The organism is Paenibacillus sp. MY03 (genome assembly GCF_002165585.1).
Taxonomy (GTDB): Bacteria; Bacillota; Bacilli; order Paenibacillales; family Paenibacillaceae; genus Pristimantibacillus; species Pristimantibacillus agaridevorans.
In genome coordinates this window covers 666,112-681,900 of record NZ_MXQD01000004.1, presented here as the reverse complement: position 1 = coordinate 681,900, position 15,789 = coordinate 666,112, and the positions used below count along the sequence as shown (strand labels likewise).

8 protein-coding genes and 1 other annotated feature are annotated in these 15,789 nt (G+C 56.9%); of the genes, 7 read left to right on the top strand and 1 reads right to left on the bottom strand.

Annotated features, from left to right (window positions below; translation table 11 throughout):
- Positions 1-16 precede the first annotated feature (16 nt).
- The 7 genes from B1748_RS05395 (at position 17) to B1748_RS05365 (ending at position 14,807) form a co-directional block, all read left to right on the top strand.
- Positions 17-3,049 carry a HEAT repeat domain-containing protein gene (locus B1748_RS05395; RefSeq protein WP_087566817.1) on the top strand — a complete coding sequence of 1,011 codons (3,033 nt, stop codon included), beginning with the start codon at positions 17-19 and terminating at the stop codon, positions 3,047-3,049.
- Positions 3,050-3,188: 139 nt separating this feature from the next.
- Positions 3,189-3,968: an MBL fold metallo-hydrolase gene (locus B1748_RS05390; protein WP_087566816.1), complete on the top strand. Its 780-nt coding sequence runs from the start codon at positions 3,189-3,191 to the stop codon at positions 3,966-3,968.
- A 61-nt stretch (positions 3,969-4,029) separates the two neighbouring features.
- Positions 4,030-4,279, top strand: a binding site (T-box leader).
- Between the two features lie 18 nt (positions 4,280-4,297).
- The gene (locus tag B1748_RS05385; RefSeq protein WP_087566815.1) at positions 4,298-4,492 is read left to right on the top strand and encodes a hypothetical protein; all 195 of its coding nucleotides are present in this window, start codon (positions 4,298-4,300) and stop codon (positions 4,490-4,492) included.
- 341 nt (positions 4,493-4,833) lie between these two features.
- Positions 4,834-5,868 carry a phenylalanine--tRNA ligase subunit alpha gene (gene pheS / locus B1748_RS05380; protein ID WP_087566814.1) on the top strand — a complete coding sequence of 345 codons (1,035 nt, stop codon included), beginning with the start codon at positions 4,834-4,836 and terminating at the stop codon, positions 5,866-5,868.
- A 22-nt stretch (positions 5,869-5,890) separates the two neighbouring features.
- Positions 5,891-8,332 carry a phenylalanine--tRNA ligase subunit beta gene (gene pheT / locus B1748_RS05375; protein WP_087566813.1) on the top strand — a complete coding sequence of 814 codons (2,442 nt, stop codon included), beginning with the start codon at positions 5,891-5,893 and terminating at the stop codon, positions 8,330-8,332.
- A gap of 103 nt (positions 8,333-8,435) precedes the next feature.
- Positions 8,436-12,545, top strand: coding sequence for a cell division protein ZapA (gene zapA / locus B1748_RS05370; RefSeq protein ID WP_179215401.1), 4,110 nt, complete (start codon positions 8,436-8,438; stop codon positions 12,543-12,545).
- 144 nt (positions 12,546-12,689) lie between these two features.
- Positions 12,690-14,807 carry a GMC family oxidoreductase gene (locus B1748_RS05365; RefSeq protein ID WP_087566811.1) on the top strand — a complete coding sequence of 706 codons (2,118 nt, stop codon included), beginning with the start codon at positions 12,690-12,692 and terminating at the stop codon, positions 14,805-14,807.
- 129 nt (positions 14,808-14,936) lie between these two features.
- Here B1748_RS05365 and B1748_RS05360 read toward each other — a convergent pair whose 3' ends face one another.
- On the bottom strand, positions 14,937-15,623 hold the full coding sequence (locus tag B1748_RS05360) for an SDR family NAD(P)-dependent oxidoreductase (RefSeq protein ID WP_256975535.1): 687 nt from the start codon (positions 15,621-15,623) through the stop codon (positions 14,937-14,939).
- Positions 15,624-15,789 lie beyond the last annotated feature (166 nt).

Sequence of the window (15,789 nt, the reverse complement as noted above, 5' to 3'; positions counted from 1 at the left end):
GTAGGAGTAGTGGAATATGAACGGAATATTGCGAGCCGTCGGCGCCCGTCCGGAGGATCAGCGCAAGCTGCTTCTGATGGCGCCTGTTTTTTTTATTTGCGGCATCGCGGAGATGCTGAACTACAATAGTTTCATGACGCTTTTTAACCAGCGATTCGGCAGTGAGTTTTTGCCGTACGTGTACGCAGCGGAAGCCTTCATATTGCCTCTCGAAGCCTGGCTGCTCTCCTGGCTGGCATCCAGACTACCGAAGCCGAAGCTGATGCGGGTCATGTATGCCATGATGGTTGGCATCGTTGGCGTAAATGCCGCAATCTTGATCACGTTAGAGGGGCTCGGCATGGATGCCCGTTGGTTCTATCCGGTGCTCTTTATCGCGTCGAGCTTCGTCGTGCGCCAGCAAACGCTGCTTCTTTGGAGTCTGGCGATCGATCTCTGTTCGACGCAGCAAGCGAAGCGGCTTATGCCGGTTTTCGTAGGCTCCGCTACGCTTGGCGGTGCGACGGCCGGCTTGCTGGCGCAGCTTATTAGTCTCGCATTTGGGCCCGTAGTTATCTATACGGTCGGGGGTCTGTTGCTGCTGCTTGTTTGGAGAAGATACCGTAAAGTGATCTCGGACTTCCTTGTGCCGATATCGCTCCGGATGGAAGCCGCCTCGGTTGAAGAAGAGACGATCGGAGCAGGTGCGGTATTCAAGCACGCACTCCGGTCGCCGTTCTTGCTAATGGTTATCTTATTGATGACGATGATGCCGGCTTTGTATTTCCTAATGGAATATGAGTTCCTGAGCATTGCCCGAATGTCCTATGTCAATGAACAAGCATTTAGCCAGTTTTTTGGCATGATTACGATGATTTTGTTCGTTCTTGCTTTCTTGCTTCAGCTTGTCTCTGGCAGGTTGATGGAGAAGCTTGGCGCGAGTCAAATGTTGACAATAATCGCGGGAGTGTACGTGCTCTCGTTCGCCGGAGCTGTAATCTTTGGAGGCGGAGCAGCGGCGATGCCCGTTATTTCTTTAGGCTACATGCTGCTTTATCTGCTGCTCTACTATTCGGCGGAGCCGTCTTATCAGCTGTTTTTCAAGACGCTTCCGCTGGCGCAGCGCGACAGCTATCGATTCGCCGCACAAGGAATTGCAGCCTCTGCCGGCATCCTGCTGGGCGCTGGCATGCAATTCCTTCATGCTGGTTTAGGTCTTTCGTGGCAGCTGCTGTCCGTGATCGGTCTGGCAGGTTCGGCGCTGCTGCTTGTGTTAGCCTGGTATGGACGAAGACTGTACATGCGCGAGCTTGTCCGGAGCGTTAGTTCCATGAGCGCCGCAGATATCGCGGATTCGTTTGACGAGATCAGCATGAATCCTGCGGCAATGGAGGAAGCAAGGCGGCTCTTGGATCATCCGTCGGATACGGCTCGCGAGATCGGCATTCAACTCATTGGCAGGCTGCATGACCCCAAGGATCTGCCGCTGCTGTTAGGACTGCTGGAGGATGGGAACGACCGGATTCGCATTGCGGCAATCAGGGCGATGTCGCTCGCAGGTGCCGATCTGCCGGCCATGGCGCAAATCGCCAAGCTGCTGGAGGATCCGGACGACGCTCTTAGGACGGAGGGAGTACGCGCGATTGCCCGCATGAAGCAACTGAAAGAGCAAGCGTTTTTCTTTCTGCGGCAAAAGCTGCTGGATCGCCATCCTTCCGTCGTGGCGGAGGCCGTCAAAGCGATGTATTCGCTTGGCAAGGAACAGAGTTACGAAGCTTGCCGAGAGGTTATCGACCGCATACTGGAAGAGGGCGGCGAAGCTTCCGTATATATGTGCGGCGCGATCGCGGACTTGGAGCTTACCGCATTTATACCCGCGATCATCAAGTTGACGGAGGATCCGCATCCCGCTGCCAGAGTGTCCGCTATTCGCGCGTTGGGAAAGCTTCGCAGCGAGGATCTTATCCCGCTGCTCTTGCCCAAGCTGTCGCGGATGGATGAAGAGATGTTGTCCGCATCCACCCAAGCATTCGTCGACATTGGCCAGCCTTCGGTGAAGCCGCTGCTGGCAAGTTTGCCGGATGCGCCTGCCAAACACTGGAGCTCGGCCGTAATGGCCTTGTCGGAGCTGCTAGGCGAAGAAGACATGCGCGGCGGATTGACGCAAGAGGCGTTAGGCCGGCTCTCGGAGCTTGGCAAAGCGGCGGACTATGGTGCCGCGCTAAGAGTATGCGGCATGGAAAAGCTGGCCAGTCTCGCGGATATGCGTTGGCATGAGGTGCGGTTGCTCGTGTTCAAAGGAATTTGGGCCATGCTCGCCAAGCTGACGGATGAACGCGCCGTTGAAGTTATCCGTACAGGCGTCACGCATGCCGAGGAGGAGTACCGCAGCAATGCGCTGGAGGTGCTGTCGGAAGGCTTCGGCGATCGAAGAATTTCGCAAGCAATGATCATCTCATTGGAGCTGGAAACGATGTCCCGGCCCAAAATGGAGCGGGATGAGGCGATGACATTGCTGGAAGCGGCATTGCACGGATCTGACGATTGGTGGAGGGAAATGGCAAACGAGGCGCTGGCCGAACGGAAAGGGGATATGGCTGTGACAAACGAAGGTCAAATAATGAACCGCTTGAACAAAGTCGTATTCCTGAAGCAGGTTCCTTATTTCTCCGACCTGTCGCTCGAGGAATTGGGGCTTATCGCGGGCGTAGCCGAAGAGGAGACGATCTCCGACGAAGACATCCTGCTTAAGAGGGGGGAACCCCAGTCGGCTATGTATGTCATCGTCGAAGGCAATATCGAATTAACAAGCGTGTCCGCGGCGGGCTGGGAAGGCACCATCGGCGTGCTTGGACCGGGTGACGTGTGCGGCGTTACGTCGGCGCTTGACGGATCCCCCTCCACCGTGACGGCGCAGTCGCTGCTGGGCGATGCGCGCGTCCTTAAGCTCTCCGGCGACGATGTCTCGCGTCTGGTACGTTTGTATCCCGAGATCGGCATCGGTTTGCTGCGAGCTTCGTTCGCCCGGATCAGGCTACTGGAAGAGATGATGATGCGAATTGATTCATAATCACAAATGAATCGAATTAACTATTTACAAAATACAATATTTATGATATAATAAAATATTTAATATTGATTAATACCTCCTCTTTTATTATGATAAGAATCCATAGGGACTATCATATTTGTATGAGGAGGTTTTTTATATGCATATGCCGCATGAAATACGTGTTCTCGAATTGACCGCGATCATTATGGGAGAAACCAATCGCATTTATCCGTCGCTTCTTGTGCTTGAAGATGGTTTGACGCTTGTCGATTGCGGTTACCCCGGGCAATTGCCGCTTATTTTGCAGGCTATCGAGAAAGAGGGGTTCTCCATAGCCGATCTAAAACGAATCGTACTTACTCATCATGACATCGATCATATTGGAAGTTTACCTGACGTATTGGCGCTGTGTGCCGGGGAAATCGAGGTTTGCGCGCATCGGCTGGAACGCCCGCATATTGAAGGCGAGCTTCCGTTAGCCAAGGTGACTACGGAATCGCTTGCCCAATTGGATCTGCTGCCAGAGCCGCATCGTTCAGCCTTAAAACGGGTATTGGAGCATCCCCCTAGCGCTCCAGTCGGACGTCTCGTCGGGAACAATGATATTCTCGATTCCAAGGGCAATGTCGAAATTATCGAGACAGCGGGACATACGATGGGTCATATCAGCTTGTACCATCGTCCAAGCCGCACATTAATAGCAGGAGACTCGCTGATCATAGCAAATGGCATGTTGAATGGGCCTATCCCCGAGCAATCAATAGATTCGCAGCTTGCTCTGCGTTCGCTTGAGCTTTTGCTGACATACGATATCGAACGGGTCGTCTGTTATCACGGAGGAATATACAGTGATACCGCCGAAGCGATTCGCGATCGCATCTCATTTATCGCTTCCCAAAGAGATGATCGTGCAACAAGGAAAGAATCTGACAAATGAAGGTTGCAACCCGGCGCCTCCTTGCATATAATATAGATTAATGTTTGGAAATGTTGGATATGAAACTGCTTTGATGGAGAAGAGTACGCAGTGCCTCCGCACAGGGAGAGGACGCCATGGATTGAGAGCGTCCTTATGGAACAGGCTGCCGAAGTTCGCTCCGGAGCATGCGCTTGAACGGCCGGATATTGTTCCGCGTCAGTAGGGCTGCACGGTTCCCGCCGTTAACGGGACTAGAGCAATCACGAACAGCGGTTTTGTACGCAACGTGGTTGGAATTAGGGTGGTACCACGGTTCTTCCGTCCCTTCGGGGAGGAGGGACCTTTTTTTGTTGGAAAAGAACAGAGTTTCACACCGCTTGATGCAGTCAAGTGCTTTTGGAGTCAGAATGCTGGCTGGCTGGTTCGCTCTTGGAGTAACGATGTTGGCGGTAGTCGGATTGATGCGCGGCATGAAAAAAAGTTTAGCCGTTGGTTCAACAGAGTGTGCGTATGTGCACGATTTTCCAGCATTGGGCGCTTAAGCTAACGGACATCAGGAACCTTATTTCCATGAAAACGATGTGTTTTCAAATGTAAGGGACATAGGAAGCGCTATTAGGTGCGACAGAAGGCTGAAAGGCTCTCCGGAGGACGAATAAGGTTTCATGTGTCCGTTAGATTCTCGAAAGCCGCTGTATGGGCGAAATAACGTCGCTGGTGTCCGTTAGGTTAGCGAAAACGGAGAAGCAAACAAACGACGACGCTCGCTGCGGAGTCCGGTCCATAATTCCAGTGTAGCTTTGGGACGCAGCGGCAAGCAGTGTGATGTTGCCCGCCAAGACGGGCGAAGGCAGGGGTTACAAACTTTTGGAGGCGATGAAAGATGAAGGCAAGGCTGGAGGAGCTGCGCGCCGAGGCGCTCGGCGAGCTGCAGGCCGTGGCGTCGCAAGGCGCCCTGAACGATCTGCGGGTTAAATATTTGGGCAAAAAAGGCGCTTTGACGGAAATATTGCGCGGCATGGGCGCGCTTAGCGCGGAAGAACGTCCCGTCATCGGCGGCGTGGCCAATGAGGTGCGCGGCGCGATCGAAGCCGTCATCGAAGAGAAGCAGATTGCATTCCAACGCGAGGAGACGGAGGGACGCCTGCGCGAGGAAACAATCGATGTGACGCTGCCGGGCCGGAAGCTGCCGACGGGCTCCGTACATCCGCTGAACAAAGTGGCGCAGGAGATCGAGGACGTGTTTATCGGTCTCGGCTATACGATCGCGGAAGGTCCTGAAGTGGAGACAGACTACTACAACTTCGAGGCGCTAAATCTGCCGAAAAATCACCCCGCGCGGGATATGCAGGATTCGTTTTATGTAACGGACGAAATTTTGATGCGCACGCACACGTCGCCGGTTCAGGTTCGTACGATGAAGGCTAGCGCAGGCATGACGCCGGTAAAAGTCATCTGCCCAGGCAAAGTATACCGCCGCGACGACGACGATGCCACGCATTCGTTCCAGTTCAATCAAATCGAAGGTCTTGTTATTGGCAAAGGCATTCGGATGAGCGATCTCAAAGGAACGCTGCTGCAATTCGTTCAGCAAATGTTCGGTTCGCAAGCGCAGATTCGGCTCCGCCCAAGCTTCTTCCCGTTCACGGAGCCAAGCGCCGAGGTAGACGTGACTTGCGTGCAATGCGCCGGAGACGGCTGCCGGATGTGCAAGCAGACGGGCTGGCTTGAAATACTGGGCTGCGGCATGGTTCATCCGCGCGTACTGGAGATGGGCGGTTACGATCCCGAGGAAGTGACCGGCTTCGCCTTCGGTATGGGCGTGGAGCGGATTGCGCTGCTGAAATACGGCATCGACGACATTCGCCATTTCTACAGCAACGATCTGCGGTTCTTGGGCCAATTCGCCCGCATGTGACGAAAGAAGGGACGGTATCTAAATGAAAGTATCCTATCAATGGTTAAATGAATATATCGATCTATCCGGCCTAAGCGCCGAAGAGCTTGCTGAGCGCATGACGCGCGGCGGCATTGAGATCGACGGCGTGGAATCCCGCAACAAAGGCGTCACGGGTGTCGTTGTCGGCCATGTCGTGTCCAAGGAGAAACATCCCGACGCCGATAAGCTTAACGTATGCAAGGTGGACGTGGGCACGGGCGAGGAACTGCAGATTGTATGCGGCGCCAAAAACGTTGACGCGGGACAGCTTGTACCCGTCGCCGTAATCGGCGCGGTATTGCCGGGCGACTTCAAAATCAAACGCGCGAAGCTGCGCGGCGTAGAATCGCAAGGCATGATCTGCTCCGCGAAGGAGCTGGGTCTGAATGACAAGCTGCTGCCGAAGGAGCAGCAGGAAGGCATTCTGGTGCTGCCGGAATCGACTCGCATCGGCGCGTCAATCGCAAGCGTGCTTGGCATCGACGACGAGGTGCTGGAGCTCGATCTGACGCCGAACCGCTCCGACTGCCTCAGCATGCTGGGCGTTGCTTACGAGGTCGGCGCATTGACCGGACGGGAGGTAAAGCTTCCGGACAACGCCGTGCATGATGCCGCCGCGAAGACGGAAGGGCTCGTATCGGTAGCTGTCGAAGCCGAGGAGCAATGTCCGCACTATACCGCGAGATACATTCAAGGCGTAACGATCGGGTCGTCGCCGTCCTGGCTGCAGAACCGTCTTATGGCTGCCGGCATACGTCCTATCAACAATGTCGTGGACGTAACGAACTTCGTCATGCTGGAATACGGCCAGCCGCTTCATGCTTTCGACGCCGACAAAGTGCCGGGAGGCCGAATCGTAGTGCGGATGGCTCGCGAAGGCGAGACGCTGATCACGCTTGACGACCAAGAGCGCCATCTGGAGCCGCATATGCTGGTCATTACCGACGGCAATGAGCCGATCGCGCTTGCGGGCGTTATGGGCGGCGCAAGCACGGAAGTTACGGCGGGCACGACGAATATTTTGCTGGAATCGGCCAGATTCGACGGGGGCATTGTTCGCAAGACGTCGCGCCAGCTCGGTCTTCGCTCGGAATCCAGCATCCGCTTCGAGAAGGAAGTGGATCCGGCCAGCGTCATTCCGGCATTGGATCGCGCCGCATCATTGATCGCGCAACTGGCTTCCGGTCTCGTAACGGACGGCATCGTGCAAGCTGCTGCCAAGGCGCCGGAGAAAGCTGTAGTCGAAGTAACTCTCGCGCGGATCAACGGTTATCTGGGCACGGAGCTGTCGAGCCTCGAAGTCCGCTCCATCTTGGGCCGATTGCGGTTCGACTATGATTTCGGCGCGGACGACGCATTCCGGATTCAGGTGCCAGCGCGCCGCGGCGATATTACGAGAGCGGTCGACATCATTGAGGAAGTCGCCCGTCTGCACGGGTACGATAATATCCCGACTACGCCGATTCACGGCGACGTGATTCCGGGCTCGTTGACGAAGCCGCAGGCCATTCGGCGCGAACTGCGCAAACGTCTGGCGGATTCCGGTCTAAACGAGGTCATCAGCTATTCGTTCACGAGCCCGGCCCGCACGGAGATGTTCCCGGCATTGTCGGAAGGTGCGCGTCCGGTGCGTCTGTCGATGCCAATGAGCGAGGAGCGCAGCGTGCTGCGTACAACGCTGTTGGCACAGTTGGTAGAGACAGCCGTCTACAACCGCAATCGCAAGAACGAATCCGCCGCGTTGTTCGAGATCGGCAGCGTGTTCCATACGGACGAGGAGACGTTGACCCGTCTGCCTCGCGAAAAACATCGGTTCGCCGCGCTTCTGACAGGCAATCGGGTCCAAAGCAGCTGGAACGGCAAAGCGGCGGCTTACGACTTCTATGATGCCAAAGGCATTGTGGAGACCATTGCTTCCGTGCTTGGCATCGCCGGCAAGCTGACTTACGCGCCGGCACAGCCGGAGCACTTCCATCCGGGCCGTACGGCCGCGATTGTGCTGGATACGGAATCCGGACCTTCGATAATCGGCTACGTCGGGCAGCTTCACCCGGCAAGCCAGCTGGAGTGGGAGCTCGCGGATACGTACGTTGTAGAGCTTGAGCTTGAACCCGTCTACGAATATGCGGACTTCGACATCGTCTATCGCACGCTGCCGCGTTATCCGGCGATGGAACGCGACATTGCTGTCGTTGTAAACTCGGACGTCGCTGCGGGCGATCTGACAGCCGCCGCGACACGCACGGCAGGCGCTTTGCTGGAGTCCATCTCCGTGTTCGACGTCTTTACGGGCGAGCGTTTGGGCGCCGGCAAAAAGAGCGTTGCCTTGTCGCTTGTATACCGTCATGCGGAGCGTACGCTCACGGACGAAGAGGTAACTGCGCTGCATGCAGAGGTCGTCGGACACCTCACACAATCTTTTGGCGCAGAATTGCGGAAGTAGGCAGGAAACCACCTCAGCCGCATCGAATTAGTTCAAGCATGAACTTCGATGCGGCTTTCTTGCGCGCATCTGCGACATGGAGACGATAGGAGGATACGACACAGTGGATGCAGATCAAACCGTTGTAACCGTTGATATATATGGTGTTCAGTACAAGCTTAAAGGCCATTCCAATGTAGAATATATGAAGAGGGTTGCAAGCTCGATTGACGACAGCATGAAGAAGCTGGCGAAGACGTATCCTCGTTTAGATATGCAAAAGCTTGCCGTTCTCTGCGCCATGCAGATTACGGAGGATGTATTCCGGCTGCGGAAAGACAATGCGCGGCTGCAGGAGGAAGAAGCCAGGCTTGGCGTTATCAGCAAGCAACTGGAAGCGGAGACGCGCAAAACCTCCGAGCTGGAAGCTGGACTATCCGAGCTGAAGCAGGCTTCGGAAGCGAAGCTGCTGCAGGCGCAGGAAAAGGCGGAACAAGAGCTGGCGGAGCTGCTTGCGCTTGCGGACGAGCAAAAGCAGGCTGACGAGGCTGCCCACAGCGAAGCGTTGCGTTTGGCGGAGGAACGCTTGAAGCAGCTGCGGGAGGAGCATGAGGCCGAGCTGCAGCGTGTCAGCGACAGTCTGATTGCGGAGAGCAAAGCGGAGCTGCTGCAGCTTAAAAGTCGGCTGGAGACGGAGCTGGCCAAGCTGGAGGCTGACCGTGACGGAAAGATTGCCTCTTTGACATTGGAAAAGGAGCAAACGGTTGCAGGCTTGATGCAAGAGAAGGAGCAAGCGATCGTCGAGCTGAAGACGGAGCAGGAGCAGCTGTTGGCTGCATTTATGCAAGATCATGAGCAGCTTGTGGAGGAGCTCAAGAACGAGCAGGCACGAGCGATCGAACAGGTACAGAGGGACAAGGCTGCCATTGTCGCCAAGCTGGTGGGCGAGAAGGATGCCGTCATGCTGGAGCTGGCCGACATCTCTGCAGCCAAGGAACGCGCGGTTATCGAGCTGGCGCAGCAACGGGAGCAGGCGCTTGCCGAACTTTCCATGGAAAAGGACGAGGAGCGGGAAAAGCTTCTGGCGGAATGGCAGCGGAAATGGGAGCTTCGTGAAGCCGAATGGACGTCGTCAGTCGATGCCGCCTCAGCAGAACAAAATCGGCAAGCGGAGGAACGCGAGACGTTTTGGAGAGCGGAGCTGGAGAAGGTCGAGCAAGAACGGCGTTCGGAGCTGGAGCGCAGGCGAAGCGGCTGGCTGGAGGATCGCGATAAGCTGCTGACCCGGATTGCCGAGCTGGAACAACAAAGCCTTGCGGATAAGGAAGCCGCCGAACAGCGCATACAGGCTGCGGACGAAGGAATAATGGCCGCGATGGAGCAGGAGGAAATTCTGCGTTCATCCCTATCGCAGCTCCAGCAGGAGCGGGAAGAATGGATCGAGCAAATGGAGGTTGCCGAGGAGCGGCTGGCAGAGCTTGCGTCTGAGAAGGCAGCCAGCGCGTCCGGCTACGAGGAGCAGTTGTCTTCCTTGAAGCTGGATTACGAGAGCAAGCTGGCGGCATTGTCCCAAGAGCATGAGAGCAAGCTTTCTATCGCTCAGCAGGAAAGAGAAGCCGAGTTATTGGCGGAAAACCAAAGGAATGCGGAAATCGCGGGGCAGTTGGAGCGTAAATCCGCAGAAGAGCAAATGCTGTTGACGATGGTTGAGGAGCTCGAAGCGAATGCGGCGGAACTGGCGGAGCAGTTGGAGCGCAAGGCTGCCAATGAACAAGCGCTGGCGGAGCAACTGGAACGCAAAACTGCCAATGAACAAGCGTTGGCGGAGCAGTTGGAGCGCAAGGCTGCCAATGAACAAGCGCTGGCGGAGCAACTGGAACGCAAGGCTGCCAATGAACAAGCGCTGGCGGAGCAGTTGGCTTCGAAATCCGCCGGGGAGCAAGCGGTCGCGTCCAAGCTGGAGCAAGCGGAGCTTGAAGCATTGGAACTGCTGGAGCAGTTGACGCAGCTGGAATCCAAGGAGCAGTCGCTGACGGAGCAACTCCAGCAGTTGCAGTCGCGTGAACGCTCGTTGACTGAACAGGTCGAACAGCTGACGGCGAGAGGACAATCGTTAGCGGAGGAGATCGAGCGGTCGCGTTCGCAGGAGCAACTGCTAGCAGCGCAGATCGAGCAGTCGCGTTCGCAGGAGCAATTGTTGACAGCGCAGATCGAGGAACTGTCGGCGAACGAGCAGTTGCTTACGGAGCGTATCGAGCAATTGACGGCGAAGGAACAATCGTTATCGGAGTCGATCCAGCAGTCGCGTTCGCAGGAGCAGTTCCTTGCGGAGCAAGTGGATGAGCTGACGATCAGGGAGCAGGCGCTAAGCGCGCGGATCGAGGAAATGTCGGCAAAAGAACAATCGCTCGTCGGGCAGTTGGCCGAGCTGACCGAGCAAGGGAACGCACTGTCCCTGCAGGTAAACGAGCTGGAAAACAGCGGACAATCGTTGAGCCAGCACAAAGCCGAGCTGGAAGCCGCCAGACATGCGCTGTCCGAGCAATTGCTGGAAGCCGACTCGAAGGTCAAGGAGCAAGCCGAGCTTTTGGCGCAATTGGCGGAGAAGGAGCTTACCCTGACGGGCCAGCTCCGCGAAGCGGAAGCCAAAGCCGAAACGTTGTCCCAGCAGCTGTCGCAGAAATCGGCAGACGAGAGCGAGCTCGCCGCGAAGCTGGATCAAGCGGAGTTCGAAGCGCTGGAGCTGTCGGAGCAAGTGGCGCAGCTGGAGGCGGCCGAACGGGCATTGACCGGCCAACTGAGCGAAACGGATTCGGAGAAAAACGAGCTGTCCGAGAAACTTGCCCAATTGACGGCGGGCGAACAATCTTTGCAGGAGCGGATCCTTGCTTTTATAGCGCTAGAAGAGTCCTTGTCGGAGCAGCTTCAGCAAGCTGCCGCCGGGGAGCAAGCGTTAAAAGAGCAGCTTGATCAGGTGACCGGAAAAGAACGATCGCTGACCGCTCGGCTTCAGGATGCGGAGACAAAAGCGGCTGAGCTGTCGCAGCAGCTTGCCCTTAAAGCCAAGGAAGAAGCAGAGCGCACGGCCAGATTGGACCAAGCGGAATTCGAAGCGCTGGAGCTGTCGGAGCTGGTCACGCAACTGGAAACCAAGGAGCAATCTTTGACCGTTCAACTTGCCCAATTGACTTCGCAGGAGCATACGCTGTCCGAGAAGCTGCAAGAGGCGGAGGCCAGATGGATCGAATTGTCGGAGCAGCTAGCGCGTCAGCAGAAGGAAGAACAGGTCTGGATGGATGAGCGGGATGCGCGCGAGCATGAGCTCAACGCCGAGCTGGCTGCCCGTTCCGCAAGCGAGCGGAAGTTGTCGGAGCAATTGTCCGCGCTGACTTCGCGAGAGCGGGAGCTTTCCAATCAATTGGCGGAGTTGAAGTCGAACGAGCAGGAGCAGCAACAGCAGTTGGCCGAACTTCAATCTCATGTTCGAGAGCTATCCGCGCAATTGGCTCAGCGCGAAGAGCGCGAACAGGAATTGGTCGATCAATTGGCCCGGGGCGGCCTTGCCGAACGCGAGCTCTCCGAGCGGCTTGCCGCAAGCGGCGAACGAATGGCCGAACTTGAGCGTCAGCTTGCGGAGCAACAAGGCCGCAACGAGTCGGAAGCCATGGAGCTTGCCGCGGAGCTGGAAGAGCAATGGAAAGCGGCGTCTGCCGAATCCAAGCGGTTAAGCCAACAATTGTCGGAGAACGAGACCGAGCTTGGACGATTGACGGCCGAAGCCGCGGATCGCGATCACAAAGAGCAGGAACTGATCGCTCAGTTGGAATTGCTGGCGGCTAGGGAGCGTATCGCTAACGGTCAGCTGGAAGCGGCAATGGAGCGTTCCGAGCAAGCCGAGAAACAGCTGTCCCAGCAAGAGCAGTCGATTCGCGAGCTTGAGACGGAGCTGGCGCGTCTGGAGAAGGCGGGCAACGATTATGCCGCGATGGAAGAAGAGCTGCGCGAGCGGATGGAGCTCGCCATGCGCGAAGCTGCCGCCTCGGTCGACGTGCAGGAGGATTGGCAGGAACGGCTGAACGAGCTTCAGCAGGAGCGGGATCAAGCGGCTCAATCCGCGGAAGCGTTGCTTAACCAACATTCCGCTTTGCTCGACGATCACAACAAGCTCAGCCGCGAATACTCGAAGCTGCAGTCGGAATTCAACGAATGGATCGAGATGATCGAGCAAAGCTGACGGCAGCGTTCGAATCTATGAGGCGCAAAACATTTTGAACAACCTCTTAAAGGACGACTATTCCAGCTCGGTGCAGGTTGCATCGGGAGGGAATAGGCGTCTTTTTGCGCCCACAACCAGCCACTAAGAAGGAGCATTGGGACAATGAGCCAATATGAAGCTGCAGAAATGTTACAAGCGGTTGCCAATCGATTGATTCCGAAAGACGAGTGGCCATCGGCGGCCGAAGCGGGAGTCGTTGCCTATCTGGAACGTTTCGCCGGGCAAGAACCCGTTGTCTGGACAGACGTCATCGAGCCGGGACTTCGCGCGTTGAACGGGGAAGCATTAAAGCGGCACAAAGCCCCCTTTGTCAAGCTGACTGAGGATGAACAAGATGAGCTGCTGCGCGGCGCGGAGAGCGGTTCCTACCCGGGGTGGCCGGCTTCGGCCGAGCCGCGCTTATTGTTCTCCACCGTGCTGGAGCTGGTCGTCGACGGTTATTATGGAAGTCCGGAGGCGGGCGGAAATCTTGGAGGAAAGTCCTGGGAAATGATAGGATTCCGTTCCGGTACGGCTTCGGCGACGCGGACACCTCCCGATGAGCCCGAGTTCATCCTGACGCCTCTGGACCAGTTGAAAAACAGATACGACGCCGTAGTCGTCGGGGCGGGAGCGGGCGGTTCCGTGGCGGCGGCACTATTGGCCGAGGCCGGGCTTCAGGTGCTCGTCGTGGAGCGGGGAAGCTGGCTTCGTTACGAAGAGGTCGGCAGGGACCATTTGCGCAATCATCGGTTTAGCAAATACGGGCATAATACGGGACCGAATTCCGTCGGCTATCCGCGCACCTTTGCAACGACTAGCGGGGCAGAGCGTATAACAGCGCCGTTCGAAGGAGATTACCACAACAACGCGATGACGCTCGGGGGAGGCACGCGCGTCTATGGCGCGCAGGCGTGGCGGTTCCATCCCGAGGACTTTCGAATGGCGAGCCGGTATGGCATACCGGAGGGGAGCTCGCTCAGCGACTGGCCGATTACTTACGAGGATCTAGAGCCTTACTATAATCGGGCAGAGTGGGAAGTAGGCGTCTCGGGCGACGGTAATGCTCATCCGGGACGAGGCAAGCGTACGCGCGCTTATCCCATGCCCGCGCTGCCATTTACGACGGAGGCGGAAGCGCTCGCTCGGGGAGCGAACAAGCTGGGATGGGCAACCGGGGCGGTACCGCTTCTGATCAACTCGGTTGAACGGGACGGCCGGCAACCATGCGGACGCTGCGGGGAATGCGTGGGCTTTGCCTGTCCGACCAACAGCAAAAATGGCGGGCATAATACGATGCTGGCAAGGGCGATGGCCACCGGCAACTGCGATCTCGTTTGTGACACGTTGGCGGAGCGCATCGATACGGAGGGAGGAAAACATGCGACGGGAGTTCGTCTTGCGCGTCTCGAGAATGGCATCATCCAGCGAAGACAGGTGCGAGCGGGCCAGGTTGTCGTTGCGGCAGGGGCTATCGAAAGCGCGCGTCTCCTGCTCAATTCCGGCAGCGATTCCGAGCCCGAAGGAATCGGCAATCGGAACGGGCAAGTGGGAAGACATTTGCAAGGTCATGTCTACTCCGGCGCATACGGCTTGTTCGACGAACCTTTGCAGGACGGATTAGGCCCGGGTGTCAGTATCGCAACTTTGCGATTCGACCATCATCCGGAGAATGGAATTATCGGAGGAGGGCTGCTGGCTAACGACTTCACCCGGCTGCCGCTTGTTCATTGGTATCGAGCCTTGTCTCCGAACGCGATCCGATGGGGACGGGCAGGCAAAGTACATATGCGGGAAAGCTATTCTCGCACCAGCCAGATCCAGGGGCCGATTCAGGAGATTCCGAGCGCCGAATCCAGAGTCCGTCTATCGCGGACGGTCAGAGATGCGTTTGGTCTTCCGGTAGCCGCGCTCTCAGGAGGCGTGCATCCCGAATCGTTGCGGGCAGCGGAAATGCTGGGCGCGCAAGCGGAGAAATGGCTGTGGGCATCGGGCGCGAGAGAGGTATGGAGAACCCGGCCGGGAGGCGGACTAAGCGGGGGGCAGCATCAAGCGGGCACGCTGCGGATGGGTAACGACCCTCTGACATCGGTCACCGATCCAACGGGACGCGTACACGGCTATGACAATCTGTGGGTGAGCGACGGCTCGCTGCATGTTACGAACGGGGGCGTTAACCCGGTGCTGACGATTATGGCGCTGGCCTTCCGTACGGCAGACCATATTATTAAAGAGGGATGATCCGGGGCGATTAGGTTTGGAAACGGCCACCCTCTTCAGCCCGGGAACAACCCTGATCCTCGCGTTCCATATTCCCAAGCTGAATCGGTTATTATTCTACCGGCCTTTGGGTAGGGCAGACGCTTGCGATTACCCGTAGGAATGGATCGTTCCCGTCGGTCCTCCGAAGGAGAGGCTCGCAAGACGGACGATATCGGGCGTCACGATGGCTGGATCCTTGCCCGTGGCGTGCATCTCCGTGCGGAGCGTGCCGGGGTTGTAAAGGTTGACCAGAATGCCGTGCTCATGCTCCTCGTCGGCGATGGAGCGCGTCAATGACTCCAGTCCGGCCTTTGCGGCGCTGTAAGCGGCATAACCGCCTGCGCCATTTCTAGACAAGCTCGATGTTATATTAATGATGCGTCCGTACTTCTGCTTGCGCATGGCCGGCAAAACGGCTTTCGTGAGCAGGAACGGCGCCGTCAGATTCGTGTCGATCTGCTTCTGCCAATCGTCTGCGGACAACTCGGCAACGGAGCCCGACTCCAGGATAGCGGCATTGTTAAGCAACACGTCGATGCGATCGTAACGCTTAAGAGTTGTGCGAATAGCATCCGTGACTTGCGATTCTTCCGTGACATCCGTCTTTAACACGAGCGCCGTTTTACCCGTGCGGTCCTGCACGAGGGCGGCCGTCTCCTCCAGCTTATCGCGGCGGCGTCCCAACAGCACGACTTCCGCTCCTTCCGCAGCGAAGGCGATTGCCGTCGCGCGCCCCAATCCCGTTCCGGCCCCGCTGATCAAGGCAATTCGAGTATTCATAGCTCCCACAAGCATTCCTCCCGTTCACTGGTAATGTGTCCATCTTATCAAAGCGGCAAGCCCAATGGAAGGCAAGGGGCTATCAGACTTTTTGACCGTGAAGCCAAATATTCCTGATAAATCTTATGTATAAAATAATAGACCCGGAGCACTGCGGCAGCAATCGAAAGCTGCGCGCGGC

Bases quoted from the DNA above. Each gene is read 5' to 3' on its own strand.
- B1748_RS05395 (WP_087566817.1), top strand. From the start codon at position 17: ATGAACGGAATATTGCGAGCCGTCGGCGCCCGTCCGGAGGATCAGCGC.
- B1748_RS05390 (WP_087566816.1), top strand. From the start codon at position 3,189: ATGCATATGCCGCATGAAATACGTGTTCTCGAATTGACCGCGATCATT.
- pheS (WP_087566814.1), top strand. From the start codon at position 4,834: ATGAAGGCAAGGCTGGAGGAGCTGCGCGCCGAGGCGCTCGGCGAGCTG.
- pheT (WP_087566813.1), top strand. From the start codon at position 5,891: ATGAAAGTATCCTATCAATGGTTAAATGAATATATCGATCTATCCGGC.
- B1748_RS05365 (WP_087566811.1), top strand. From the start codon at position 12,690: ATGAGCCAATATGAAGCTGCAGAAATGTTACAAGCGGTTGCCAATCGA.
- B1748_RS05360 (WP_256975535.1), bottom strand. From the start codon at position 15,623: ATGCTTGTGGGAGCTATGAATACTCGAATTGCCTTGATCAGCGGGGCC.